This window comes from Sporomusa acidovorans (assembly GCF_900101845.1).
GTDB lineage: Bacteria > Bacillota > Negativicutes > Sporomusales > Sporomusaceae > Sporomusa > Sporomusa acidovorans.
The window spans coordinates 157132-181791 of record NZ_FNAM01000001.1; the positions used below are offsets into that span (position 1 = coordinate 157132).

Here is a 24660-nt window from a genome sequence, read left to right on the forward strand (position 1 = left end):
AAATGCCTTCTATATAGTATCCAATAAAGATTTACAGGCAGGGTGTTAGTAAAAGCGTAGGTTAAGCGCCAGCGGCGAAGCGTTACTAACACCCTGCTTTGATGAAAATCTTTATTGGATTTCATATATGTTAAAAGTTAAAAGAAAAAAGCCAGCGTTAAAAACACCGCTGGCTTTTCGGCATAAGAAAAACCGCTGGCGCGGTCCTTTAGCTTTGCGCACGTCAAATAATCCCGTAATACAAGGGGAGGGGTTTTACTTTTGGCATTGCCCCAAAAGTAAAAAAGGTCTAGGCCCGAAACCTCCAAAAGCTGAAAAGCCGGGCGGTATTCCTAAAATCCGTAAACTCGCTACGCTCAAACAGTACGGATTTTTTTACGGAATACCGCCCGGCTTTTCTCCTGCGGAACGCTTTTTCCGGCAAAGGCCGGAGGGGTACGGGAGTTACCAGGGTTGCCGGGGTCACCCTCTCCTTGCTCAAGCCGGGCGTACACCGTACTGAGGCGCGGGCGGCCGTTATGCATAAGCGGAGGTTAAGCGCTAGCGGCGGAGCGTTGTATGACGGCCGCCCGCGCCGGGCCTTGTACCCGACACCTTTGTTTTATAAGATCTCAGCACCGCGCAAAACTTATAATTTCTGATACATTAAGAAAAGACTTGGCTTGTGCCAAGTCCTTTATTGTTCACTAATTATACCGCGCGTTGGATTTTACCAGAACGCAGGCAGCGGGTACATACATTAACCCGTTTAACTTCACCTTTAACTAATGCCTTAACTCTTTGTATATTAGGTTTCCACGTGCGTTTGGTTTTTAGGTGTGAATGGCTGACATTAAAACCGGAACGCTCACCTTTACCACAAATTTCACAAAAATTTGCCATCTATTTCCACCTCCCATAGGATTTATCCTCATGTACTCAACGTCACTATTTTAGCACAATTTACTTATAGTATGCAAGGCCCAATAAAGTTTTCATTATAAATCTTATAAATACCTAGCTTCTAGTGTGCATCAGCAGGATTTGAGCGTATTATATTGAAAATAGATATAAGTAAATGAAGGGGGGCTTAACTATGTTCACTAAGAGCACTCCGATAATTGAGGCGCTACGAGCGCATCCTAAAGCTCGCGAGATTTTCACCAAACATGGCATGGGTTGCATTGGCTGTATGGGATCGACAACCGAAACCATAGAACGCGGTGCCGCTATGCATGATATTGATGTCGAAGCGTTGCTGGTGGAATTAAATAACTTGCTGGTGCATGACCAACAAAATTAAGGTGATTCTTATTCACAAATTATTATCTTCTAAAATTCAGTTTTTAAAAGGCGTAGGACCTGCCAATGCTGTGAAACTTAGCAAACTGGGAATTCTCACTATTGGCCAGCTCCTCGAACACTACCCGCGCCGTTATGAAGATCGAAGTAAGCTTAAATCAATTACTGAGTTGACTGACGGACAGTATGAAAGCTTCCGGGCGGTAGTCATTCATGTTAATGAACTAAAATCCCGTCGCGGATTTAAGATCATCAAAATTGCCGTCCAGGATCAAGCCGGCGTGGCACAACTTACTTGGTTTAACCAATCCTACATGAAAAATAAATATAAACCGGGTATGGAACTTATTATATCGGGAAAAATTCAGCGACATGCCAATATTATTGAAGTAACTAAGCCGGACATTGAACCTGCTAGTGAATTTTACGCTGGTAGTGGACGCATTATCCCCGTTTATCCAACCACTGAAGATGTTCCTCAATGGCGCTTGCGTTCTCTTATACTACAAGCGATAAATCTATTAAAAAATTCTGTAACTCCCGAAGAAATTGAATCTCTACCCACCAGTATAATCGATAAACATAACCTGCTTACCCGTAAGCAGGCGCTAGTAAATATCCATTTTGCAGTCGATATGGAGACTTTAGTTAAAGCCCGGCGACGCTTGGTGTTTGAAGAACTATTCTTACTACAATGCGGGTTAGCCTACTTAAAGCAACGGAATAAATATAATTCTAAAGGAATTAAGCACGCTCCAGACGGAGTATTGGTAGCAAAGGTTGAGAACCATCTTTCCTTTAAACTGACCAATGATCAAAATAAAACACTCCGTGAAATTAAAGCCGATATGGAAGATGTTACGCCAATGCAGCGGCTAGTACAGGGGGATGTTGGCTCAGGAAAAACAGTTATTGCTGCTATCGCCTTGGCCAAAACAGTCGAAAACGGCTATCAGGGCGCCATGATGGCCCCGACAGAGATACTAGCAGAACAACACTATCATACATTGGCTCAATTGTTAGCACCACACAGTATAAAACTGGCGATATTAACCGGTAAATTATCGCGCCGGACTAGAGATGAAGTTTTACGACATTTCAAAGACGGTGCAATTGACGTAGTTGTCGGTACCCATGCACTGATACAAGATGATGTAGAATTTGCGCACCTTGGTCTGGTAGTTACAGATGAGCAACACCGCTTTGGTGTACGCCAACGTGCGCGGCTGGAGAGCAAGGGCAACCAACCAGATGTGCTTATTATGACGGCAACTCCGATACCTAGAACCATGGCACTTACGGTCTATGGTGACCTGGACGTATCAATTATCCGTGAACTTCCCCCCGGCCGCCAGCCAGTCGCTACCTATTCCCGCAGTAATACCCGTCGAAACAAAGTTTATCTTTTTGCTGCCGAACAAATTAAGGCGGGCCGGCAGGTCTATGTTGTCTGCCCACTTGTTGAAGAGTCAGACAAAATTGAAGCACAATCTGCTGTAAAAATATACGAAGAGCTATCTGCTACCTTTTTTAAAAATATACCTTGCGCGCTCTTGCATGGCAAAATGAAACCACAGGAAAAAGAGGCGATTATGACTGCATTTTCCTGTGGTGATATTAAAGCACTTATTGCAACGACAGTAATTGAAGTAGGAGTTAATGTGCCAAATGCTACTGTTATGATTATCGAAGGTGCAGACCGTTTTGGTCTGGCGCAACTCCATCAGCTACGCGGCCGTGTCGGCCGAGGCAAATACAAATCCTATTGTATTTTATTATCAGACAATACTAACGAAGAGACTTTGGAGCGACTTAAAATTATGACAGAGGTAAATGACGGATTCGTACTTGCTGACAGGGATCTACTCCTAAGAGGGCCGGGCCAATTTTTTGGGACCAATCAACATGGCTTACCTGATTTAAAAATTGCTAATATCGTAACAGATACAGATATTTTGCTGGAAGCCAGAAGCGCGGCCCAGCACACCGTATGTACACCGGAGTATTTAGATACAGTATGGCAGACGCTTCAAAATTGGTTTGGCGAAAAATTCAGCATGATATTTTGTAGATGAGCGTCTCTGTCTGTATAGCTATGCAGGATTTCCGGATCAACTGTGTTTTTAGCATTGATCTCTATTCAACTAAATTATAATTTTTAATCCAAATAAAAAAGGGACGGCCCGAAAGCCGTCAATTATGGGAGAGGAGAAAATTTACATTAATAATATTGACATTAATACTGTTCTTTATACATAGAAGAAAAAATTTTCTACAAAAATTCCAGTCTCCTTTTTTTATTTTTTTCTTCTGTTGCGCACACACTAAAGCAAACAACTGCAAGGAGTGTGTTGCACAATGGATAAATTTTCGGAAGAACAACTAAGAACCATTGCCGAGGAATGTCAAGAATTTGAGCATATTATCACTGCTATGGGTTACGGTTATTCGCTTCTTAATGTATCTGCGGATAATTATGTTAGGCGTTGCCCTGACTGTGTTCACTGGCTAAGCGGTACATGCAATATTTTTCGGAAAGAAATTGTCCAATGGCATTAACCAAAAACAGCGCTGCACTTACAGCGCTGTTTTTTAAAAAATAAGAATAAAAACTAGGAAGGTATTCCGTTGAAAATATGATTATCAAAAGCCGCTATTTAAAGCAAGTTGATGATTATAGTGCCGAAAATGGTTTTAAAGCTCTCTTGATCGCCAGATTATTACCACTGGCGCCATTTGGTATTATCACAGCTGTTGCACGATTAGCCGGATTTCTTTCAAGGACTTTTTAGGAGCAACAATTATAGGGAAACTACCACCTGTAGTAATAAAAGTCTTACTCGGACATGATATTGTTTTTGCAGCTGAAAATATGTCAAGACTTGTTATAATTGTTCTTCTGGTAGTCGTAATATATGGTGGTATGTGGTGGTATAAATCGCGTAAAAACCGTCTTATTCGTGAATAATATAAATAAAAAGAATTTGGCGTACCAAATCCTTTTGGTGGGTATTTTATATTATTTACTATGGATTCAAATTCTCTTGCCTGCATGCTTCACCCTGTTCAACCACCAAAGATACGTGTCGACAGCGGACCAAGAGAAATGATGGTAGTACCGTTTATGCTTAATGGTGCCGTCAAAATAATATTGGTAGCACGAACCTCAAAAGTGGAAAGCTGGTTTGTAATGCCAGTTTCTGCAGGCAGGGATTTTTCTATAGATGACGAAGTTTCTATTCATTGAACAAGGAGGGATATCATGCCAATTGTACAAATTGATATGCTTGAGGGCCGGTCGTTGGAACAAAAAAGAGATTTAGTCAAAAAAGTAACCCAAGCCATAGTAGAAACAGCCAAGTGCCCACCGGAAGCAGTAACGATTGTATTGCGCGAAGCACCTACCCAGCATATTGCCAAGGCTGGCGTACTAGCATCGGACAGATAGTTTAAACAGGCCATTTCGTAAATGAAATGGCCAATTTATAAAAAGGTGGTTATAGTATGCTGCCATTACAATTTGCACTTGAGCTTGAAAATTCAATAAGCAAGCAAATAATGGAACTAGATGCTGCGCATCTTGTGAACACACAAGCAATCTCGTTGATTAATAATTTTCAAAAAGAACTTTTACAATTTTTATCTATGGCAAACCAAATCGATAGTGACATTGCTACATATCCAGTTGTCGACGAAAGTCTGCTGCTTGGGCCTGACAGCAACTGGCAGAAAGCTGTAGAAAATACCGTAGTCGCTAGCAATAGCCTGCGAACGAGCACAAGACTTTGGTCTGTCTACGCCCTAATTAATAAATCAATTCAATTTTATCAACAAGCCGCAGCTAATAGCGTCCAGCCGCAAACCCGCCTGTTCTTTAATTCTCTCAGCCATGTCAAAAAAATTTTGCTTATGAGACTAGGTGGTCTTATTAAAATATATGATAATCACTATTGGGGAGAATTAGGCTTTGCGCCGTTTTTGTTAGGCAAAGACTAACCTTGCCGATAAGCCACCCCCATACCGCCTATAGGATACGTGAATTGGATATTATCGAATCGACAGGCCAATCGACAGGCGCCACATTCAATACATTGCTTATAATATACCATTATGGGACTATCTGGTTGGTAGTCCCATTTAAATACGCCGGAAGGACAAATAGTAAGGCAGTGTTTTTCTATACATTTATTGCATTGTTCTTGATCCTGGACAGCAACATGCTGAAAATCGTTATCCGGATTAAAGTTAATTAATACGATTTTATCCTGTAATTGCATCAGCGAATCACCTTCAATGTCTTCCAGATATCTGAGAATATTTTAAGGACTGGCTGCATACTTGTTATCTTTTTGTACACAAACATACGCTTAGCCCGTTTAGGCATTGGATATACCCTTGAAATCTGGTATGCCGTTTCATTTGCCATCCGGGAATATAAATCAAAAGCGTAAGGGATATCGCGCATTAGCTTAGCGGCACCAGCATTAGCCTTTAAATCCTGCATGACAAAGCTTTCCGTGAGCAATTTTGAATATAAAGATAAGTTATTCACAGAGTAATCCCGCTTAATTTTTGCCCTATAAAGGGCTTTAGCTGCATAAAATCCTGACCACATAGCAAGGTTTATACCATGGGTGCCATTGACCAGTCCGCCTGCATCACCCACAATTACAAGACCTGAATGCACTAACTGGGGAATGGCATAAAATCCTCCTTCAGGAATCAATGCTCCGCCATATTCGATCGTTTCGCCCCCGGCAATCAGTCGCTGTATATAGGGGTGTTTTTTTATGCGTTCTAAAAGATCGTTGGGGTTTAGTCCAGCCTGGGCAAAATTGGCTACTGACATGCCAACATTAAGATTTATGCTTTCTTTAAAAATATGTATGGAGCCGGTTCCATTAAACCCGGCTGTTGGATAACCAATCAACCCAATAATCGCCCCCTGGCCTGGCAGCAAATTAAATCTTTCTTCAATTATATTTGCTGGTAAAGCAATCGTCTCTTTCACATATAAAGACATGTCCTCCGGCGTTACCCGGGGTGAAAGACCTGACCGTTCAGCTACCAGAGAATTAGCGCCGTCTGCCAAAATAGTAATGTCAGACCAAAAACTGTTTTTATCGGTATCCAGCATTTGAACACCAACAGCTTGATTTTTATCATTAAATAAGACTTGTTCCACAGTATGATTGAAAAGCAGTTGAGCACCGGCTTTAGCCGCCTTATCCGCCAACCATTTATAAAGATTAACTCGTTTAACTGAAAACCGATTATAAGGTGCAGCAGCAAGTTGTGTACTTTGAAATCTTGAGGAAAGAACAGAGTCTTCCGTCATTAACCAATAGGATTGATCGGTAATGAGTCGTTCACAAATACACTCCTCCCAAAAGTTTGGGAAAAGTTTATGCGTATGCTCAGCCATAATACTAACTCCGCCACAGTTTTTTGCTCCTGCGCAAGGCCCACGTTCGATGACAAGGACATTAAGTCCGTCACGCGCCAGAAAGTAGGCTGCTGTTAGTCCTGCAGGACCGGCTCCAGCAACAATAACATCATATTTTTTTTCTGTCACGCTAGCCTCTGGCTGCCTAACAATTGCATTGCCGGTTATTTTATGTGGCTTTTTAGCGTCATACCAATGTTTTAACATATACTCACCCAACTTTAGTTTACACTTTGCGCAATAAAATTATAGGAAAAAGCATAAACAAACATAAAAAGTGGTAGATTTGGTAAGTTTATTTATGGTATTATAGTGGGAAACACCTATTATGATCTGTTTTACGAAAGGAGTTCAGTAATGTTTGACAACAAATTCGGCCCAGAAGGCTTAACTTTTGATGATGTCCTACTTGTGCCAGCAAAATCAGAAGTACTTCCTAGAGAAGCCCAAGTATCTACACAATTAACCAAAAACATTAAGCTTAACATTCCTATTATTAGCTCCGGCATGGATACCGTTACCGAGGCACGGATGGCAATTGCCATGGCGCGTGAGGGTGGTATAGGCGTTATTCACAAAAATATGCCAATTGCCAGACAAGCTAACGAAATTGATAAGGTTAAGCGTTCTGAACATGGTATTATTGTTGATCCCATATTCTTATCGCCTAGCAATACCCTGCAGGATGCTCATGACCTTATGGAGAAATATCATATATCGGGTGTACCGGTAACCAACAATGGCAGATTGGTAGGTATCTTAACTAACCGTGACCTCCGCTTTGAAACCGATTTAAGCCGCAGAATTTCCGACTGCATGACCAGAGAACACCTTATCACGGCACCTGTTGGTACCTCGCTCACAGAAGCCAAGGAAATATTGCGTGAGCACCGGATTGAGAAACTGCCGTTGCTTGACAGCGATGGCAACTTAAAAGGGCTTATTACAATCAAAGATATTGAGAAAGCGCAGAAATATCCCAACTCGGCCAAGGATGCTAAGGGACGTTTGTTAGTAGCTGCTGCCATCGGTGTAGGTTCAGATATGATGGATCGAGTTGAAGCTGTTGTTGGTGCAAAGGTTGATGTCATTGTTGTGGATACAGCACATGGCCATTCAATAGGGGTACTTAATTCTGTACGGAAAATTAAAAATGCTTTTCCTCATGTTGATCTTATTGCCGGCAATGTTGCCACCGCTGAAGCCACCTGTGCTTTAATCGAAGCAGGTGCCGATGCTGTCAAAGTCGGTATTGGACCAGGCTCGATTTGTACGACTCGGGTAATTGCCGGGATTGGTGTACCTCAGATTACGGCAATCTATAATTGTGCTAAAGCCGCACGTGAATACAACGTGCCTATCATTGCCGACGGTGGTATCAAATACTCAGGTGACGTAGCTAAGGCCATTGCCGCCGGTGCTCAGATTGTTATGATCGGCAATCTGCTTGCAGGAACAGAGGAAAGTCCTGGCGAGACTATTATTTATCAGGGGCGAAGCTATAAAGTTTACCGGGGGATGGGATCGCTGGGAGCCATGGCCGAAGGTAGTAAAGACCGTTACTTCCAGGAAAACATGGACAAGTTAGTTCCTGAAGGCATAGAAGGTAGAGTACCCTATAAGGGTTCGGTAGCAGACACGGTATTTCAGTTAATTGGTGGTCTTCGCGCCGGAATGGGGTACTGTGGAGTACGCAATATTCAAGAACTTATTGACAAAACTCAATTTATCCGGATTACCGGTGCCGGTTTAAAAGAAAGTCATCCGCATGACATTAACATAACAAAAGAAGCCCCTAATTACAGCGGCTGATAAGGAAGCTATATACATTAAAAAAATGCTTTGGACATTTGTCCAAAGCATTTTTCTACCAAGGCGACGGTGTTTCAAAATTAACCACGCGAAACTCAAACTGACGGTCTTTAAAAAATTTTATAATATCCGGCAAAGCTTTCACCGTTTCGGCATGTCCCCGGCCATCATGCATAAGCAATGTCGCATGGCTCCACAAATTTTTGTTATCCATTTGTGCAATTATGTTATTTATTATCCCGTTCGCTTTCGCCTTGGAGGCATCGCCTGAACTAACATTCCAACCAACTTCGACATAGCCAAGTTTTTTTAGGGTTTCCCAATATTCTTTGGTAAAACTTCCGGCTGAGCCACCAGGTGCTCTGGAAATGCGCGGTCGCACGCCAATTACATTTTTTATAATTTCATCAGTGTGACGAAGTTGGGAAAAATAAGCGTTAGTTGACTGATAAAGCTCGCGGTATACATGATTGTATGAATGATTACCAATAGCGTGACCATCTTGATAAATTCGGCGCAAAACCTCCGGATATTTTTCGACTTGAGTACCTACTACAAAGAAGGTTGCCTTTATGCCGTTTTTTTTCAAAATATCAAGCACAGCCGGTGTATTTTCCGGCTCAGGCCCATCGTCAAAAGTAAGGTAAATTACTCTTTGCCCGTAATACGGACTTACTTTTGGTGTTGCTAATTCTAATCCTTTTTCCTGCCTCTCCTCAATTGTAAAAAGATCATATACCGGTTTTGCCGCTGGAGGAGGATTCTCAGGATTTTCGTTCATAAAGTAGGCATCAACTGCATTGTCAGTCATGGTATAATGATTTGTAGCAATTGGAATTTCCTGATCAGAAGTTATATCAGCTACCGGAGTTGAAAGGGTAGAGTCAGCAAAGGCCAGCAAAACCAAAGGAGAAGACACTAATATAGTAAGGCACACGGCACTTAACGCGCAAATTGCCTGAAAGAATTTCGTTTTATGTCTCATGTAGCACTCCTGTTTGAATAATATAGTAGCTGCGTATATTTTTTGTATATTCTCTGCCAAACAGGCTATTCCTGCATGTAAAAGTAAGGAAGCTTGGGGATACTATTTTCTAAGAGGAGTGTTTATTTATGAAAAACTTTAGTAATAGAATTATTATCCTTGCTCTCTTATTTATCACGCTATCTAATACCTGTTTTGCATTTTGGGGCTTGCCTGGAACCGACAATTTAAATGATTTGAATCTAGTGGCAGCTACTCAAGTATTTGATATAAATGGCCAGCTAATCTCCAAATTATTCGAAGAAAACCGAGTAGTGGTAACGATTAACAATATGTCCCCCTATATTCAACAAGCCATTATCGCTAATGAAGATACGCGTTTTTATAGTCATTTCGGTATAGATCCTATTGGTATTCTTCGGGCAATAATGGTCAATATCCGCCATGGCGGACTGGTGGAAGGCGGCAGTACCATAACTCAGCAACTAGCCAAAAACATGTTTTTAACGCAAGATAGAACATTTGTTCGTAAAATAAAAGAGGCCTTATTGGCCATGATTATTGATTACAAGTTTTCCAAACAGGAAATCCTGCAGGCGTACCTGAACCAGATTTATTTTGGCGAAGGGGCTTACGGAGTAGAGGCTGCCGCCCAAATGTATTTTGGCAAACATGCAAAAGATCTATCGTTGTCCGAAAGTGCAATGTTGGCAGGACTACCGCGTGGTCCTAACATTTACTCGCCATATATTGATTTACAGGCTGCTACAGCACGCCGCGCAATAGTCCTGGATGGTATGGTCAAGGAAGGCTATATAACGGCTCAGGAAGCTCAAAATGCCAAAAATGAACCTATTAAACTTGCCGGCAAAAAAAGGCGAGTAGTACAAGCTTCCTATTTTTTAGACTATGTGGCCAAAGAATTAGTTGACCGTTATGGCACTAGCCGGGTCTATAAAGGCGGGCTTAGAGTGTATACAACCCTCGATATAGCCCAGCAGCAAGCAGCGGAAGCTGTTTTGGGACAACTGCAAGGAGCAGTACTGGCTCTTGATCCGAAAACAGGTTATGTAAAAGCTATGGTTGGCGGACGCAATTACGAAGAAAGCCAAATTAACCGGGTGTTTGCCGAAGTCCGGCAGCCAGGCTCGGCTTTTAAACCCTTTTTATACGCAGCCGCACTTAATCAAGGACTCGCTGCCAATGCGATTATTATTGATGAACCGGTTAATATAAATGGTTATTCGCCAACTAACTATGATAAAAAATATCGTGGCCCAATCACAATGAAAAAGGCATTACGCTGGTCGGTTAATGTAGCTGCAGTAAAGCTCGGGCAACAAATTGGCATCGGCCAAGCGTTAAGTCTTGCACAAAACCTGGGAATTACTACTTTGGCACCTGAAGATAACAATCTGGCTTCGGCGCTAGGCGGACTCACCAAAGGAGTAAATCTATGGGAATTGACAGCAGCGTATACCGCTTTTGCTAATAACGGCATCTTATCCAAACCAATAGCAATCGTTAAGGTTCTTGATGAAAATGGGCAAATTCTTGAGGAAGCTAAACTAGAACAACAAGCGGCTCTTAAACCTGAAACAGCTTATATTTTAACAGATATGCTCAAAGGAGTCTTACAAGACGGCACAGCAACGCCAGCTAATCTTGGCCGCCCGGCTGCCGGTAAAACAGGAACTACAGATAATTATGAAACTGCCTGGTTTATTGGCTACACTCCCGATGTAGTTGTCGGAATCTATGTTGGCAATGACAACCGCAAACCAGTAGGCATCTCAGGTACTGAGGTCTCGGCAATGTGGGGTAAAATGGTTTCTAAAATAATTGCCAATACGCCACCTACTGACTTTCCCATACCTCCTAATGTGGTAGCCGGTATCCCTATTTGTACAAATACCGGTAAACTAGCTACAAGCGGCTGCAAGGAGGTCGAATATAGTGCCTTTATTCAGGGAACTCAGCCAACGGCACCGAGAATAGAAGACTGGATTAAGCAGGGAACAACTCCCAATGAGACTAAACCGCAAGCACCTGATCAAGAACAAAAGAGGCAGCCTTTCTGGAAATGGCCCTGGTCGAGATTGCCGTCATTTTAAACTTGTGGTACAATGTGCTAGGATAGTAAAATATAACAAGGAGTTAACATTTTTCTGTGAGTAAGAAAGCAACCGTCTTAAACGTGACAATCGATACTGTTACCATGTCAGAAGCAGTAGCTATACTTGAACAGTATATTCGAGAAAAAACACCGCACTTAGTAGCAACTGCCAATGCCGAAATGGTTATGCTGGCACAAAAAGATCTAGAACTGGCCTGTATTCTTGAACAATGTGATTTAGTAGTACCGGACGGAGCTGGTGTAGTATGGGCAGCAAGATATCAAGGATATACTATACTTGAACGTGTAGCCGGATACGATTTAACGCAAAATATTTTATCAGAAGCTGCAAGCAAAGGATATCGCGTCTTCATGTTTGGTAGTCAGCCTGAAATTATTAACAAGGCCAAAGCTGCGGCTTTAGAACGTTATCCGGGCTTATGTATATGCGGGACAAGACACGGATTTTTTTCCTCTGAGGACGAGTCTGACATTATTAACACGATTACTGCCGCAAAACCTGACATATTATTAGCCGCCTTGGGCGTTCCCAAACAAGAAAAGTGGCTGGCTAGAAATTTAACAAAACTTAATGTTCCTGTGTGTATGGGAGTGGGGGGGACTTTTGATGTCATGGCCGGCGCAGTCAGACGGGCCCCACTATGGATGCAGCGCACCAGCCTTGAATGGTTATTTCGTCTGCTTTGTCAACCGCAACGCGTAATCAGAATGCTAGTCTTACCAAAGTTTGCTCTAAAAATCATAGGGAAGAAAAAATATTAGACAAAGTAAACTACTTATACTATACTGATATATTGAACTTGCTTTTTCAATACTACAAGTTTTTGGGCAGGGGGGTGGATGGATGATAAGAACTCCTATAGTTAAAGAAGGATATTTATATATCGCCATACTGGGACTGGTCACATGTATTGCTGCGCTAACCCTGGGTGCCCTGTGGGCTATTATTCCGGGTGTACTGACAGCCTTTGTTACCTTCTTTTTCCGTAATCCCACTCGCGACATACCTGATAATGATAATTTAATTGTATCTCCTGCTGACGGCAAAGTAATGGGTGTTACGGAAGTGTATGATGACCAGTTTCTAAATGATAAAGGCATAAAAGTCACTATCTTTTTATCTATATTTGATGTTCATGTAAATCGCAGTCCTGTACAAGGTGAAATTAAATACCAACAATATACTTGCGGCAGATTTAAACCCGCATATAAAGAATCGGCATCTTGTGAAAATGAACGTCATGCTATTGGTCTGGAAAATAACAAAATGCGCATTTTAGTTACGCAAATCGCCGGGATATTAGCCAGGCGTATAGTATCCTGGGTTACATTAGGAACTGTTCTGAAACAGGGTGAACGTTATGGACTTATCAAATTTGGATCTTGTACTGAGCTTGTTGTACCAACAACAGTTGAAATCCTGGTAAAAAAGGGGGATAGGGTAAAAGGCGGAAAAACGGTAATAGGGAGGGTAAAGGAAGAGTGAAAAACGCTATTCCTAATATATTAACTGCATCCAATCTGGTATTTGGCGTATTTGCCATTATTTTTACGTTTCAAAACCATTTTACTATGGCGGCATATTTTATTGTTGCCGCTATGATTGCTGATGGCTTAGATGGCCGGGTTGCCCGTTATTTTGGTGTCAGCGGCGACTTCGGCAAAGAACTTGATTCACTTTGCGATCTGGTTTCCTTTGGTGTAGCTCCTGCAATGCTGGCCTATGCCTTTTTACTTAAAGATTTCGGGTTACCAGGCGCTTTTATCGCTGCTGCTTTTGCAACTTGTGGTGCATTGCGGTTAGCTAGATTTAATGTTAATACCAGCAAAGTAAAAGGTTTTTTTATGGGGTTGCCAATACCTGCTGCCGGCTGTGTAATAGCAACCTTTGTCATGCTGGGTATGAAACCGTCTGGTTGGTTTTTCCCTTTATTGGTAGCAGTTTTTGCCTATTTAATGATCAGTACTATCCGTTATCCTGATTTTAAAGGCAAAGATGGAGAACCAATTCGATTAATTCCGGTTGTTATAACTGTGGCAATAGGCGTATATATACTATTCTTAACACTTAATGCTTTTTTGTTTGTTCCTTTTTTTGCTTATGCGCTATTTGGCATTTTAAATACATTGTTTGGTGTCTTTGATCACCGTTAATCATTGTTTATCCTGCCAGGTCTGCCAGCAACAAAATAATCATTTACCCCAAAACTTTGCATATGATGTATATGAAAAGTTTCAGGAAAACCGTTAACATCCTGTCAGTCATGCGCATCTCAACACAGGATTTTGTAAGGAGAATAGTCCATGAATTATATATTTGATTACATAATGATTCCTATGCAACTCATTATTGTATTTTTTACACTATACTACTTTGTCATCGCATTTTTTGGCATTTGCAAACGGCATGAAGACAAAATTCTCACACCAAAAAATACATTTGCAGTTATTGTAGCTGCCCACAATGAGGAGCAGGTCATTGGTCAGTTGGTTGAAAACCTGCATGTACTTAATTATCCACGGAATCTTTATGACATTTATGTCATTGCCGATAATTGCAAAGATAAGACAGCTCAAATTGCAAAAAATGCCGGTGCTATCGTATATGAGCGTTTTAACCTCGAACAGCGGGGTAAAGGTTATGCAATGGAATGGATGTTTGAAAAACTTTTTTCCCAAAAAAAGCAATATGACGCTGTAGTTGTATTTGACGCTGACAATCTGGTAGATACGAATTTTCTTTTAGAAATGAATAACCGCTTGTGCAAAGGTGAAAAAGTTATTCAAGGCTATCTTGACGCCAAAAACCCTAATGACACCTGGATTTCTGCTACCTTTGCCATTTCATTCTGGGTAGTTAATCATGTTTGGCACCTAGCTAAATATAACTTAGGCTTATCCAGTGTGTTAGGCGGTACCGGCATGTGTATTTCGACAGATATTCTCAAAAGATTTGGCTGGGGTGCTACCTGCCTTACAGAAGATATGGAATTTACAATGAAAGTACTATTAATCGGCATTCGCACCACCTGGGCACATGATGCCATTGTATATGACGAAAAGCCACTTACATTTAAGCAAGCCTGGAACCAACGGAAACGTTGGGCTCAAGGCCATTTTGATGTCGCCGGCCGTTTTATTCCAAAACTTATAGCCGAAGGAATAAAACGGCGTGATATTAGAATTTTAGATGGTGTACTTCATCTGGTTCAACCCCATTTCTTACTTTTATCGACAACATTTGTCCTATTAAGCTATCTTTATCATGTGACCCCATTCTATACAAATATCCTATATATGGTTCTGCCTGTTGAAGTGTGGACAGTTATTGCCATTGGGCAATATATCTTTCCGGCGATTATCCTTTTAAAAATTCGTGCAAACTGGAAAACTTGGTTTTATTCTCTATTCTATCCATTGTTTATTTACAGTTGGATACCGATAACTTTCCTAGGGTTTCTACACCGCCATGAACGTGACTGGAGCCATACCGCGCATACCCGTAGTCTGAGTTATCACGATATACTCTTAAGCAATTCAGACGAATTTTCTAAGGAAAACCTCCTAAGTAAGCAAGTGATTAAATAAAAGGTGAGTTAATGCTCATCTTTTTTTGTCCAGACAGAAAGTATTCTTACCCTAGAGCAAACGACTACGGCATCTGCCGGCGTTCTAAAAGACTTGGCATAAGCCAAGTCCTTTTCCAATGATAATGAATACTTTGACACACAGTGCCAAAGTATATCTATATACCTCTATAAATAAGAATTGGTATACTAAGGAGGCATTATTATGTATGAATTAACGATTATTACTGAGTTTGAAGCAGCTCACCAATTACCCGACTATCCGGGTAAATGTAGCCGTTTACACGGGCACAACTGGAAAGTGGAAGTAACCGTTTGCGGCCAGGAACTCAATCATTTAGGTATGGTTATGGATTTTAAAGACCTAAAGGCCGAGGTTGGCAAAGTAGTTGACACTCTTGATCACTATTACCTCAATGATTTACCGGCATTTAAATCTACTAATCCCACCGCAGAATATATAGCAAAATATATATATGATACACTCGCTAATAACTCCGTTTTTCAACAGGGTATTAGCATACGCTGTGTTCAAGTATGGGAATCCCCTCGGTCAGCTGTCAAGTATTGCCCGCAGGAGTAGAAATGATCAACATTGTAGAAGTATTTTCCTCAATTCAAGGTGAAGGCTTATATGTGGGAACCAGGCAGGTATTTGTACGCTTGGCTGGCTGCAATCTGGCTTGTACTTACTGCGACACGCCTAACTCTCATCATACGGTAAAAAATGCTTTAGTTGAGCGAACTCCTGGAAAGCGCGATTTTGCCCAGCTGCCCATGCAATTCTCAATTGATAACCTTGCACGGCATATTAATTCTTTATTGGCAGTTCCGCATCATTCTATTAGTCTGACAGGTGGTGAACCACTTTGTCAGGCAAAGATGATTGCTGAATTATTACCCCAGCTCAAAGCTCCCCTATATCTTGAAACAAATGGAACTTTATTTCAGCAATTAGCCTTAGTTTTACCATATATTGATATAATCAGCATGGATATAAAACTACCAACTGTTACAGATAAACCCTATTGGCAAGAGCATAAAGAGTTTTTATTATTGGCCGCACGCAAAAATGTCTTTGTAAAAATTGTTGTCACTGGAAAAAGTCAGCAGACCGAATTGCAACAGGCGTTTGAGCTGGTAGCTTCTGTAGATCATCATATACCGGTAATTCTTCAGCCAGTTACACCGGTAAATGGCTGTGAAGCGGTTCTGCCTGATGTTTTACTTTTTTATCAGGAAAAAGCGTTAACCTTGCTTAACGATGTCCGGGTTATACCGCAAACCCATAAATTTATGGGGTATTTATAGCGTTAGGAGGTTATTTTTTTGCATATATTATTAACGAATGACGATGGCATACTTGCACCGGGGATAAAAGCACTCTGGGAAGAACTCTTACCATTTGCGAAAATTACCGTCGTCGCCCCAGATAGTGAAAAAAGTGCATCCAGTCAGGCAATTACTGTACACCATCCCATTTGGGTAGATGAACATTATATAAATAAGGATATTCGCGCCTGGCGGGTTGGCGGAACACCCACTGACTGCGTTAAAGTTGCGTTGGAGTCGCTGTTAATTAGTGATCAACCAGATATTATTGTATCTGGAATCAATCAAGGGTCAAATTTAGGTACCGATGTTTTATATTCAGGAACGGTAAGTGCTGCCATTGAAGGAGCGTTGCACGGTCTACCGGCAATTGCTATGTCATTAGACAGCTGGCAAGAATATGATTATAAACCAGCCGCCAGATTGGCAAAAAAAATTATAGAAACAATGATAAATAAAAGCTTACCCCCCAATACACTCCTTAACGTCAATGTTCCCGCATTACCTGAAAACCAGTTAAAAGGTATAGCTATTACTAAGCTGGGGGTTCGTAACTACGAAAACACTTTTGAGCGACGTTTAGATCCCCGTGGACGTACCTATTATTGGATGAGCGGTCATGTCTCCGAAACAGAAAACTCCCCCGATAGTGATATTATTGCACTCAAAGACGGTAAAGTTTCCATTACACCGATCCATTTCGATTTAACAAATTATGGAATAATGAATATTTTAGAAACTTGGGGACTATAAACTTATCCTACAATTCCGGCATATTTGGCCGTTATTTGCATAAATTTACTGTAAAAGGTGTCAGGAGGGAGCAATATGGCCAAAATTTCCCGTCGGATAAAAAACTACCCCCAAACTTCACGGAATACTAACATTTCTATGGCTATTTTCAAAGGAGTCGCGTTTAGCATTGCTATCTCACTTATATCTGCTGTTTTTCTTTCGATAATTAGTTTGCTATCTGATAATAAGTTTATTGATAACTACATTGAATACATAATGGTAGCGGTAACAATGACCAGTATTTTTGCCGGTAGCGTTTTCGCAACAAAACAAATAGCAGCCAAAGGGTTGTTTATTGGCTGCACTGTCGGTATTATCTATGTGCTGTTCTCAATAGGAGTAGGACTTGAATTAGGTCATGAACAAATCTCTGTGCTTATGCTGGTTAATAAATTCGCTGCCGGCAGTCTAGCGGGAGCACTTGGCGGGTTTATTGGTGTAAATTTATAAATTACACTAATTGGCTAAGCAGGGATTCTTTTTATAAGCTTGAATTATTACATTAAAGCTTTGATCGCAATAAAAACGAACATATGTTCAAAATAAAATATGGACTATATATTAATTGTGAACATATCGCGGACAAGCTAGTTTTCCTTAACTTGATAGTTATTTTGAGTTATCAAATACATTCAGCCCAGGAGATCTATCATTTTCCTGGGTTTATGAACCAACAGAAATTTTTTACAGGAGGATACAATTGGGATTTAAGGGCGTCTTATTTGATCTTGATGGTACACTAATCGATACTTCAGATTTAATTATCCGTTCTTTCCAACATACGTTTCACCAACACTATGGACGGACATTAACCCCTAAAGAAGTATATGCATTTTTTGGTAAACCCCTTAGGGATGCCATGGAGTTCTATGGTCCGGATAAAGTGGACGAATTGATTAGGACTTACAGAGAATTCAATCTGGCCCACCATGACGAATTAACGACTGGTTTTACTAAGGTACCGGAAACGATTCAAAAACTCTATAATAACGGTGTACGTATGGCCATAGTAACTTCAAAAACGAAAGGTACGGCGATTCGCGGTCTAAAACTATTTGATATGGATAAATATTTTTTTGCTGTTATTGGTCATGAAGAATGTCAAACCCATAAACCAAAACCTGAACCTGTGCTGCGGGCACTTGCAGCTATCAAGCTTGAGCCTACAGATTGCTTGATGGTGGGAGATAGTCCTTTTGATTTGGCGAGTGCACGTGCAGCCGGAACAAAAACAGCCGCCGTTCGTTGGACGCAAGTTGATTGGGAATTGCTACTAGCTGAACAGCCAGACTATGAGCTCACTACAATTGAAGATTTACTTACAATATGTGAAGTAGAAAATAAATAGGCAGGGTGATAAGCTATGAAAATCGCCATTATTGGTGGGACAGGTGTATATGATCCGAAAATCTTAAATAATATTCGTGAAGAATGCGTTGCCACGCCATTTGGCATTGTACGTTTCAAAAGCGGCGAATATGCGGGAGAGCAAATCGCTTTTATCCCGCGTCATGGCAGTACTCATTCAATTCCGCCACACTTAATCAACTATCGGGCCAATATCTGGGCTATGAAAAAGCTTGGCGTACAAAATATTATTGCAACAACGGCCGTGGGTTCACTTAACCTGGACATGAAACCAGGTAGCTTCGTACTTATTGATCAGTTTCTCGATTTTGTTAAAAACAGGGTAACAACATTTTATGAAGGGGGAGAACGGGGCGTTGTTCATGTAGATGTAACCACACCTTATTGTCCTTCCATTCGCAAAACACTCTGTGAATTTGCCCAGAAATTAAACATTCCCATTCATGAACAAGGAACATATGTCTGCACTGATGGTCCCCGCTTTGAGACACCGGCTGAGATTAAAATGTTTGCAAAGTTAGGGGGCGATGTTGTCGGTATGACGAATGTTCCTGAGGTTGTTTTAGCCAGAGAAGCAGAAATGTGCTATGCGACTGTTTCGATGGTTACTAATTATGCTGCAGGTATCTCGCCACAACCATTAACCCATCATGAAGTTTTGGAAACAATGCAAGCTAATACGGAGAATATTAAACAGTTAATTTTATCGGCTTTAGAAAACTTACAACCAGAACTTGACTGTACTTGCAAACATGCTTTAGCCGAATATGGTGGCTTTAAACTATAATAATGTAGGTAAGGAAGGAGCTTTTCACTTATGGAATCAATAATTCGTGATATCAGCTTAGCACCGCAAGGTATGGATAAAATCAACTGGGTTAAGGAATTTATGCCTGTTCTGAATGTATTAAATGATGAACTTTCTCAGACAAAACCGTTATCCGGCAAGAATGTGGTTTTAACCATGCATCTGGAGGCAAAAACAGCCTATCTGGCGCTTGTACTTAAAAATGCCGGTGCAAATGTGGCGGTTACCGGCAGCAACCCGCTGTCCACACAGGACGATGTAGCGGCTGCCTTAGCCTCGCAAGGTGTCAAAGTCTTTGCCTGGTACAATACTACGGCCGAAGAATATGAAGGATTCTTGCATAAAGCCCTTGACACTAAACCTGATATCATTGTTGATGACGGCGGCGATTTAGTATCACTGCTTCATGGTGACCGCAGTGATATGCTGAGTAATATTTTAGGTGGATCCGAGGAAACAACAACAGGCGTACTACGCTTGCGGGCGTTAGCTGAAGCTAATCGTTTGAAATTCCCTATGATTGCTGTAAACGATGCTTATTGTAAATATTTATTTGACAACCGTTATGGTACCGGACAGTCTACCTGGGATGGAATTATGAGAACGACTAATCTTACGGTAGCCGGTAAAACGGTGGTTGTGGCCGGTTATGGCTGGTGTGGCCGCGGGGTAGCTATGCGCGCCAAAGGATTGGGAGCTAATGTTATTATTACAGAAATCAATCCAATTAAAGCTATTGAAGCCGTATTTGACGGCTTTACTGTATTGCCTATGCAGGAGGCCGCCTCACGTGGTGATATTTTTGTTACGTTAACCGGCTGCAAAGATGTAATTCGCCGTGAGCATATGAAGGTCATGAAACCGGGTGCTATCATGGCAAATGCAGGTCACTTTGACGTCGAAATCAACAAAGATGATTTGGCTGCTCTCGCTCAAAGTCGTAAAACAGTACGTAAAAATATAGAAGAATTTGTTATGGCGGATGGACGTAAATTATACCTATTAGCTGAAGGCCGGCTGGTCAATTTGGCTGCCGGCGACGGTCATCCAACAGAGATTATGGATTTATCCTTTGCAATGCAGACTTTGGCCGTACTTCACATTGCTGAAAACCATGCAAAACTAGAGAATAAAGTATATACCGTAACAAATGAAATGGATAATCGTGTTGCTGCACTCAAACTAAAAGCTATGGGCTTTCAGATTGACCAACTTAGCGCTGAACAGGAAGCCTATCTGCATAAAGCCTAATCCTGAAGAAAAGGGAGGCCCTACTGATGAACAATATATTACTCAAAGATGGCGATGTTCTCTGCGCTGACGGTCAAGTACGTCAACAGGATATTGCCATCAGCGGTTCATTTATTACCCAAATTGGCACTGTCGAAGGTCAGGCTGATCGAATTATCGACTGCCATGATAAACTAATTATTCCGGGGTTTGTTAATACTCATACGCATGCGGCTATGACATTATTCCGCAGTTACGCTGATGATATGATGCTCATGGATTGGCTACAGACTAAAATTTGGCCTGCCGAGGAAAACCTGACCGCCGAAGATGTCTATTGGGGAACGCTTTTAGCGATTGCCGAAATGCTCAAATCCGGCACAACTTGTTTTGCCGATATGTACTTTTTTATGCCGGAAGTGGCCCGGGCAGTAGCGGAAAGTGGCATCCGGGCAGTGTTGGCAAGAGGAATGGCAGGGGTTGCACCTACTGCCAATCAGGCACTTGCTGAAAGTGAAAACTTTTATAAGGAATGGCACAATACAGCTGACGGCAGAATTACCGTAATGCTTGGCCCACATGCACCATATACCTGTCCGCCGGACTACCTAAAAAAAGTAACGGCATTGGCGGCAAAACTTGGAGCGCAAATTCATATTCATCTATCAGAAACAGCTGGTGAAGTCGCTGATTGTCAAAAACAATATGGTAAATCACCTATTGCTTTGATGGAGGAATTAGGCGTGCTGGATCACGGTGTTTTAGCCGCCCATTGTATTCACATATCACCAAATGATATTGCCATTATGAAAGAAAAAGGCGTACGAGTAGCACATAATCCTGGCAGCAATATGAAGTTGGCCAGTGGCGTTGCACCTGTTCCGGATATGCAAAAAGCAGGCCTTTGTGTCGGTCTAGGCACAGATGGCGCGGCTAGCAATAATAATCTCGATATGCTTGAAGAACTACGTTTGGCAGCAATGCTCCATAAAGTTCACCGTTTAGACCCATTGTCTGTTCCTACCAAAACAGCAGTAGACATGGCAACCGTTTCCGGGGCAGAAGCGGTGGGTCTGGGCACCCTAACCGGTAAAATTCAAACTTCCTACAAAGCAGACATAACGATCTTTGATATGCAGGAGCCATATTGGCATCCCCGCCACGAACGTTTGTCACTTCTGACTTATGCCGCCAGTTCCCGTGATGTTCATACCGTAATTGTTGATGGTAAAATCCTGCTAGATAATCATCAGCTTACCACCATTGACCAAGAACGACTGATAGCTGAAGTTGACCACCGAGGAATACGTTTAGTAAACCACAAATCATAATAAAAATATGTGCTTTTTTTAACTTTCTAACAGGATTTGCCCTAATTATATTGAATTACTTAAAATAAACTAATTTTATTACATAAATAATTATCTGATAATGGGAGGGGCAGCCCCATGTTTGAGCAAGCTAATCGTATGCAAACGTTAGCTTCTGCGATTTTCACACAAGTGGATGATTTGCGCAAAACCGAAATTGCCGCAGGAAAAGATGTGATTACCTTAAGTATCGGCAGTCCTGATATGGCACCGGCACCGCATATTGTGGAGGCTCTAAAAAAATCTACCAATTGCTGCTTTAATTATGGTTATACCTTGTCTAAAGGAGTACCTGACCTATTAGACGCTATTTCTCAGTGGTACCGCAAATTTGATGTTGAATTAGACCCGGAAACTGAAATTCATTCACTTATCGGCTCACAGGATGGCCTGGCTCATATTGCTTTATGCCTTGTAAATCCGGGGGATGTTGTACTTGTACCAGATCCCGGCTATCCCATTTTTAGCGCAGGTCCTCTCATTGCTGGCGCTGAACTCTATCGCATGCCGCTTATCGCTGCCAACAACTATCTGCCAGATTTAAACACAATCGAAGAATCCGTGCTGAAGCGAGCCAAAATGATGATTTTAAATTATCCCAATAACCCATTAGCCGCAACGGCACCCCGTAGTTTTTTAGAGCAGGTTGTTGCTTTTGCCAAGCATTACAATATTTTAGTTTGTTACGATTTTGCCTATAGTGATTTAGTGTTTGACGGTTATAAGCCGGATAGCTTTTTATCCATCCCGGGTGCCAAAGAAATCGGCATAGAATTTAATTCTCTATCTAAAACCTATAATATGGCAGGTTGCAGGGTAGGCTACGTGGTAGGTAATGCAAAAATTATATCACTTTTAGGACGCTTGAAATCTAATTTTGACTATGGAATTTTTTATCCGCTACAACAAGCTGCGATTGCTGCTCTTACAGGTTCGCAGGATTGCGTTAGGGAAACAGTTGCCACTTATCAAAAACGCCGCGATATTATTGTTGACGGATTCAACGAATTTGGCTGGAAGGTAGACCGCCCCAAAGCTTCCATGTATGTTTGGGCGCCTGTGCCTACCAAACAATCGTCCTTTGATTTTACCGTGTCACTCATACAAAATACCGGAGTCGCCGTCATACCCGGCAGTGCCTTTGGCACTTGTGGTGAAGGGTATGTGCGCATCGCATTAGTTCAGCCTGAAGGTCGATTAGCAGAAGCTGTAACTAGAATAAGAAAGTGGCTAAAACTATAGGAGGAAATAGGAGGACTTTGTGATGAAGGCATTGAATTTTTATTCGTCTAATTACCACAGTCAACTGGTTTGTCGTCGTAAAATATGTACCATCCGGCTTGGTGATAAGACCACCAAATACTCAGAGGGTGATATCGTCTGGGTAACGGTTGGCAAACGTTTTTCCCAAAAGAAAAGAATATTTACAGCTGCCATTGATCGGGTTTTAGTTAAACCTATTTCTCAACTGACAATGGATGATTTACAAGGTGAAAATCCGGATCTTACCAGCATCGATGATTTAATGGTCTTTTTAGAGTCTATTTATGATAAGACCTTAACCAACAGTGATATTGTAACTGTGGTATACTTTTCTGAAATCATCGAATAGCAGGTAGAATATAAATTAAATAAAGGAGTGCATTTTCCAATGTCTAAACCAATCCCCGTAGGTATTTCCGCTCGTCACGTGCATGTAACGCGTGAACACCTTGATATCTTGTTTGGTAAGGGATATCAGCTAACAGTAAAAAAAGACCTTTCACAACCAGGTCAATTCGCTAGTGAAGAACAAGTGGATTTAGTCACTGAAAAAGGGGCCTTTAAAAAGGTTCGTATCCTTGGACCTGAACGCAAACAAACTCAGGTTGAAATCGCTCTGACTGATGCTTTAAAACTTGGAATTAAACCACCTGTTCGTGATTCTGGTGACGTAAAGGGTTCACCTGGACTAACTATAGTAGGTCCTAAAGGCGAAATTAAGCTGGCAGAAGGCGTTATTGCTGCTTGCCGCCACATCCACATGACCCCAGCAGACGCTGCCGAATATGGAGTAAAGGATAAAGATATTGTTAAAGCACGCTGTGACGGTGAACGAGGACTTATATTCGACAATGTTTTAATCAGGGTCAGCGACAAATTTAAACTTGAATGTCACCTTGACACAGATGAAGGTAATGCCGCAAAAATTGGTACTGGCGGTACGATTGAACTTATAAAATAAGAACTTTAAAGCTACCCCCATGTCGTATTATATAATACGACATGGGGGTAGCTTTATTACATGTGCTGCTGCTAAACGTATACTATGTTACTATGTGCGGGTATACGATGCAAGAATACTAGAATACATAGTTTTATAGATTCATTTAAACTAAAATAGGGCAGGAATTTATGCTGTAGATAGAGAACTTTTATTAAATATTTAAAAACAGAGTGAACTATGATGATGAATTCAAGAATCTCATTTAAAATGTCAGAAACACTAATACTGCTGAGTGTATTACGT

Annotated in this window: 29 protein-coding genes; 24 read left to right on the forward strand and 5 right to left on the reverse strand. The window is 41.4% G+C overall.

The window, feature by feature from the left end:
• Nucleotides 1–356: 356 nt before the first annotated feature.
• Nucleotides 357–524 carry a hypothetical protein gene (locus BLR65_RS29365; RefSeq protein WP_176772659.1) on the reverse strand — a complete coding sequence of 56 codons (168 nt, stop codon included), beginning with the start codon at nt 522–524 and terminating at the stop codon, nt 357–359.
• A 166-nt stretch (nt 525–690) separates the two neighbouring features.
• Nucleotides 691–882, reverse strand: coding sequence for a 50S ribosomal protein L28 (gene rpmB, locus BLR65_RS00860; protein ID WP_093791505.1), 192 nt, complete (start codon nt 880–882; stop codon nt 691–693).
• A 193-nt stretch (nt 883–1075) separates the two neighbouring features.
• Between rpmB and BLR65_RS00865 the strand changes: the two genes are divergently transcribed.
• From BLR65_RS00865 to BLR65_RS00890, 7 genes are all read left to right on the forward strand, one after another.
• Nucleotides 1076–1282: a DUF1858 domain-containing protein gene (locus BLR65_RS00865; RefSeq protein ID WP_093791507.1), complete on the forward strand. Its 207-nt coding sequence runs from the start codon at nt 1076–1078 to the stop codon at nt 1280–1282.
• Nucleotides 1266–3356 (forward strand): ATP-dependent DNA helicase RecG, encoded by a 2091-nt coding sequence (gene recG / locus BLR65_RS00870; protein WP_093791509.1) that lies wholly within the window; start codon nt 1266–1268, stop codon nt 3354–3356. Before BLR65_RS00865 ends, recG begins: the two co-directional genes overlap by 17 nt.
• A gap of 283 nt (nt 3357–3639) precedes the next feature.
• Entirely contained in the window at nt 3640–3840 is a 201-nt protein-coding gene (locus tag BLR65_RS00875; protein WP_093791511.1) for a hypothetical protein, read from the forward strand.
• A gap of 77 nt (nt 3841–3917) precedes the next feature.
• Nucleotides 3918–4073 (forward strand): VTT domain-containing protein, encoded by a 156-nt coding sequence (locus tag BLR65_RS30690; protein ID WP_245692266.1) that lies wholly within the window; start codon nt 3918–3920, stop codon nt 4071–4073.
• 236 nt (nt 4074–4309) lie between these two features.
• Entirely contained in the window at nt 4310–4528 is a 219-nt protein-coding gene (locus BLR65_RS28875; RefSeq protein WP_143122462.1) for a hypothetical protein, read from the forward strand.
• Between the two features lie 15 nt (nt 4529–4543).
• The gene (locus tag BLR65_RS00885) at nt 4544–4729 is read left to right on the forward strand and encodes a 2-hydroxymuconate tautomerase (protein WP_093791512.1); all 186 of its coding nucleotides are present in this window, start codon (nt 4544–4546) and stop codon (nt 4727–4729) included.
• A gap of 56 nt (nt 4730–4785) precedes the next feature.
• Nucleotides 4786–5277 (forward strand): hypothetical protein, encoded by a 492-nt coding sequence (locus tag BLR65_RS00890; protein ID WP_093791514.1) that lies wholly within the window; start codon nt 4786–4788, stop codon nt 5275–5277.
• Here the strand turns inward: BLR65_RS00890 and BLR65_RS00895 are convergent.
• A complete protein-coding gene (locus tag BLR65_RS00895; protein ID WP_245692267.1) occupies nt 5274–5558 on the reverse strand; it encodes a ferredoxin family protein in 285 nt (94 codons plus the stop codon). The two genes, BLR65_RS00890 and BLR65_RS00895, sit on opposite strands and share 4 nt — an antisense overlap.
• Complete coding sequence (locus BLR65_RS00900; RefSeq protein ID WP_093791518.1) at nt 5558–6934, reverse strand: FAD-dependent oxidoreductase; 1377 nt, start codon at nt 6932–6934, stop codon at nt 5558–5560. Before BLR65_RS00900 ends, BLR65_RS00895 begins: the two co-directional genes overlap by 1 nt.
• A gap of 150 nt (nt 6935–7084) precedes the next feature.
• Between BLR65_RS00900 and guaB the strand changes: the two genes are divergently transcribed.
• Nucleotides 7085–8539 (forward strand): IMP dehydrogenase, encoded by a 1455-nt coding sequence (gene guaB, locus BLR65_RS00905; RefSeq protein ID WP_093791520.1) that lies wholly within the window; start codon nt 7085–7087, stop codon nt 8537–8539.
• A gap of 55 nt (nt 8540–8594) precedes the next feature.
• Here the strand turns inward: guaB and BLR65_RS00910 are convergent, their stop codons facing one another.
• A complete protein-coding gene (locus BLR65_RS00910) occupies nt 8595–9524 on the reverse strand; it encodes a polysaccharide deacetylase family protein (RefSeq protein ID WP_093791522.1) in 930 nt (309 codons plus the stop codon).
• 128 nt (nt 9525–9652) lie between these two features.
• On the opposite strand from BLR65_RS00910, the gene BLR65_RS00915 reads away from it, so the two are divergent.
• The 16 genes from BLR65_RS00915 to pduL all read left to right on the forward strand — a co-directional run bounded on the left by BLR65_RS00915 (nt 9653) and on the right by pduL (nt 24375).
• Nucleotides 9653–11638: a transglycosylase domain-containing protein gene (locus tag BLR65_RS00915; RefSeq protein ID WP_093791524.1), complete on the forward strand. Its 1986-nt coding sequence runs from the start codon at nt 9653–9655 to the stop codon at nt 11636–11638.
• Between the two features lie 56 nt (nt 11639–11694).
• Nucleotides 11695–12423 carry a WecB/TagA/CpsF family glycosyltransferase gene (locus tag BLR65_RS00920; RefSeq protein WP_373657723.1) on the forward strand — a complete coding sequence of 243 codons (729 nt, stop codon included), beginning with the start codon at nt 11695–11697 and terminating at the stop codon, nt 12421–12423.
• Between the two features lie 82 nt (nt 12424–12505).
• Nucleotides 12506–13147, forward strand: coding sequence for a phosphatidylserine decarboxylase family protein (locus BLR65_RS00925; RefSeq protein ID WP_093791526.1), 642 nt, complete (start codon nt 12506–12508; stop codon nt 13145–13147).
• Nucleotides 13144–13815 carry a CDP-diacylglycerol--serine O-phosphatidyltransferase gene (gene pssA / locus BLR65_RS00930; RefSeq protein WP_093791528.1) on the forward strand — a complete coding sequence of 224 codons (672 nt, stop codon included), beginning with the start codon at nt 13144–13146 and terminating at the stop codon, nt 13813–13815. The genes BLR65_RS00925 and pssA overlap by 4 nt, the downstream gene beginning before the upstream one ends.
• 150 nt (nt 13816–13965) lie before the next feature.
• On the forward strand, nt 13966–15249 hold the full coding sequence (locus BLR65_RS00935; protein ID WP_093791530.1) for a glycosyltransferase family 2 protein: 1284 nt from the start codon (nt 13966–13968) through the stop codon (nt 15247–15249).
• Between the two features lie 204 nt (nt 15250–15453).
• Nucleotides 15454–15831, forward strand: coding sequence for a 6-carboxytetrahydropterin synthase QueD (gene queD / locus BLR65_RS00940; protein ID WP_093791532.1), 378 nt, complete (start codon nt 15454–15456; stop codon nt 15829–15831).
• Between the two features lie 2 nt (nt 15832–15833).
• Nucleotides 15834–16559, forward strand: coding sequence for a 7-carboxy-7-deazaguanine synthase QueE (locus BLR65_RS00945; RefSeq protein WP_093791534.1), 726 nt, complete (start codon nt 15834–15836; stop codon nt 16557–16559).
• Nucleotides 16560–16577: 18 nt separating this feature from the next.
• A complete protein-coding gene (surE, locus tag BLR65_RS00950; RefSeq protein ID WP_093791536.1) occupies nt 16578–17333 on the forward strand; it encodes a 5'/3'-nucleotidase SurE in 756 nt (251 codons plus the stop codon).
• A 75-nt stretch (nt 17334–17408) separates the two neighbouring features.
• On the forward strand, nt 17409–17825 hold the full coding sequence (locus BLR65_RS00955; RefSeq protein ID WP_093791538.1) for a TIGR04086 family membrane protein: 417 nt from the start codon (nt 17409–17411) through the stop codon (nt 17823–17825).
• 250 nt (nt 17826–18075) lie between these two features.
• Nucleotides 18076–18723, forward strand: a complete 648-nt coding sequence (ppaX, locus tag BLR65_RS00960; protein ID WP_093791540.1) for a pyrophosphatase PpaX — start codon at nt 18076–18078, stop codon at nt 18721–18723.
• A gap of 15 nt (nt 18724–18738) precedes the next feature.
• Complete coding sequence (mtnP, locus tag BLR65_RS00965; RefSeq protein ID WP_093791542.1) at nt 18739–19530, forward strand: S-methyl-5'-thioadenosine phosphorylase; 792 nt, start codon at nt 18739–18741, stop codon at nt 19528–19530.
• Between the two features lie 30 nt (nt 19531–19560).
• Nucleotides 19561–20802 carry an adenosylhomocysteinase gene (locus tag BLR65_RS00970; RefSeq protein WP_093791544.1) on the forward strand — a complete coding sequence of 414 codons (1242 nt, stop codon included), beginning with the start codon at nt 19561–19563 and terminating at the stop codon, nt 20800–20802.
• Nucleotides 20803–20828: 26 nt separating this feature from the next.
• Complete coding sequence (locus BLR65_RS00975) at nt 20829–22112, forward strand: amidohydrolase (protein ID WP_093791546.1); 1284 nt, start codon at nt 20829–20831, stop codon at nt 22110–22112.
• A 117-nt stretch (nt 22113–22229) separates the two neighbouring features.
• Nucleotides 22230–23393 carry an aminotransferase class I/II-fold pyridoxal phosphate-dependent enzyme gene (locus tag BLR65_RS00980; RefSeq protein WP_093791548.1) on the forward strand — a complete coding sequence of 388 codons (1164 nt, stop codon included), beginning with the start codon at nt 22230–22232 and terminating at the stop codon, nt 23391–23393.
• 22 nt (nt 23394–23415) lie between these two features.
• On the forward strand, nt 23416–23763 hold the full coding sequence (locus tag BLR65_RS00985; RefSeq protein ID WP_093791550.1) for an ASCH domain-containing protein: 348 nt from the start codon (nt 23416–23418) through the stop codon (nt 23761–23763).
• Between the two features lie 39 nt (nt 23764–23802).
• Nucleotides 23803–24375, forward strand: coding sequence for a phosphate propanoyltransferase (gene pduL / locus BLR65_RS00990; protein WP_093791552.1), 573 nt, complete (start codon nt 23803–23805; stop codon nt 24373–24375).
• Nucleotides 24376–24660 lie beyond the last annotated feature (285 nt).

Bases quoted from the DNA above. Each gene is read 5' to 3' on its own strand.
- BLR65_RS29365 (WP_176772659.1), bottom strand. From the start codon at position 524: ATGCATAACGGCCGCCCGCGCCTCAGTACGGTGTACGCCCGGCTTGAG.
- rpmB (WP_093791505.1), bottom strand. From the start codon at position 882: ATGGCAAATTTTTGTGAAATTTGTGGTAAAGGTGAGCGTTCCGGTTTT.
- BLR65_RS00865 (WP_093791507.1), top strand. From the start codon at position 1,076: ATGTTCACTAAGAGCACTCCGATAATTGAGGCGCTACGAGCGCATCCT.
- recG (WP_093791509.1), top strand. From the start codon at position 1,266: ATGACCAACAAAATTAAGGTGATTCTTATTCACAAATTATTATCTTCT.
- BLR65_RS00875 (WP_093791511.1), top strand. From the start codon at position 3,640: ATGGATAAATTTTCGGAAGAACAACTAAGAACCATTGCCGAGGAATGT.
- BLR65_RS30690 (WP_245692266.1), top strand. From the start codon at position 3,918: ATGATTATCAAAAGCCGCTATTTAAAGCAAGTTGATGATTATAGTGCC.
- BLR65_RS28875 (WP_143122462.1), top strand. From the start codon at position 4,310: ATGGATTCAAATTCTCTTGCCTGCATGCTTCACCCTGTTCAACCACCA.
- BLR65_RS00885 (WP_093791512.1), top strand. From the start codon at position 4,544: ATGCCAATTGTACAAATTGATATGCTTGAGGGCCGGTCGTTGGAACAA.
- BLR65_RS00890 (WP_093791514.1), top strand. From the start codon at position 4,786: ATGCTGCCATTACAATTTGCACTTGAGCTTGAAAATTCAATAAGCAAG.
- BLR65_RS00895 (WP_245692267.1), bottom strand. From the start codon at position 5,558: ATGCAATTACAGGATAAAATCGTATTAATTAACTTTAATCCGGATAAC.
- BLR65_RS00900 (WP_093791518.1), bottom strand. From the start codon at position 6,934: ATGTTAAAACATTGGTATGACGCTAAAAAGCCACATAAAATAACCGGC.
- guaB (WP_093791520.1), top strand. From the start codon at position 7,085: ATGTTTGACAACAAATTCGGCCCAGAAGGCTTAACTTTTGATGATGTC.
- BLR65_RS00910 (WP_093791522.1), bottom strand. From the start codon at position 9,524: ATGAGACATAAAACGAAATTCTTTCAGGCAATTTGCGCGTTAAGTGCC.
- BLR65_RS00915 (WP_093791524.1), top strand. From the start codon at position 9,653: ATGAAAAACTTTAGTAATAGAATTATTATCCTTGCTCTCTTATTTATC.
- BLR65_RS00925 (WP_093791526.1), top strand. From the start codon at position 12,506: ATGATAAGAACTCCTATAGTTAAAGAAGGATATTTATATATCGCCATA.
- BLR65_RS00935 (WP_093791530.1), top strand. From the start codon at position 13,966: ATGAATTATATATTTGATTACATAATGATTCCTATGCAACTCATTATT.
- queD (WP_093791532.1), top strand. From the start codon at position 15,454: ATGTATGAATTAACGATTATTACTGAGTTTGAAGCAGCTCACCAATTA.
- BLR65_RS00945 (WP_093791534.1), top strand. From the start codon at position 15,834: ATGATCAACATTGTAGAAGTATTTTCCTCAATTCAAGGTGAAGGCTTA.
- BLR65_RS00955 (WP_093791538.1), top strand. From the start codon at position 17,409: ATGGCCAAAATTTCCCGTCGGATAAAAAACTACCCCCAAACTTCACGG.
- mtnP (WP_093791542.1), top strand. From the start codon at position 18,739: ATGAAAATCGCCATTATTGGTGGGACAGGTGTATATGATCCGAAAATC.
- BLR65_RS00970 (WP_093791544.1), top strand. From the start codon at position 19,561: ATGGAATCAATAATTCGTGATATCAGCTTAGCACCGCAAGGTATGGAT.
- BLR65_RS00975 (WP_093791546.1), top strand. From the start codon at position 20,829: ATGAACAATATATTACTCAAAGATGGCGATGTTCTCTGCGCTGACGGT.
- BLR65_RS00980 (WP_093791548.1), top strand. From the start codon at position 22,230: ATGTTTGAGCAAGCTAATCGTATGCAAACGTTAGCTTCTGCGATTTTC.
- BLR65_RS00985 (WP_093791550.1), top strand. From the start codon at position 23,416: ATGAAGGCATTGAATTTTTATTCGTCTAATTACCACAGTCAACTGGTT.
- pduL (WP_093791552.1), top strand. From the start codon at position 23,803: ATGTCTAAACCAATCCCCGTAGGTATTTCCGCTCGTCACGTGCATGTA.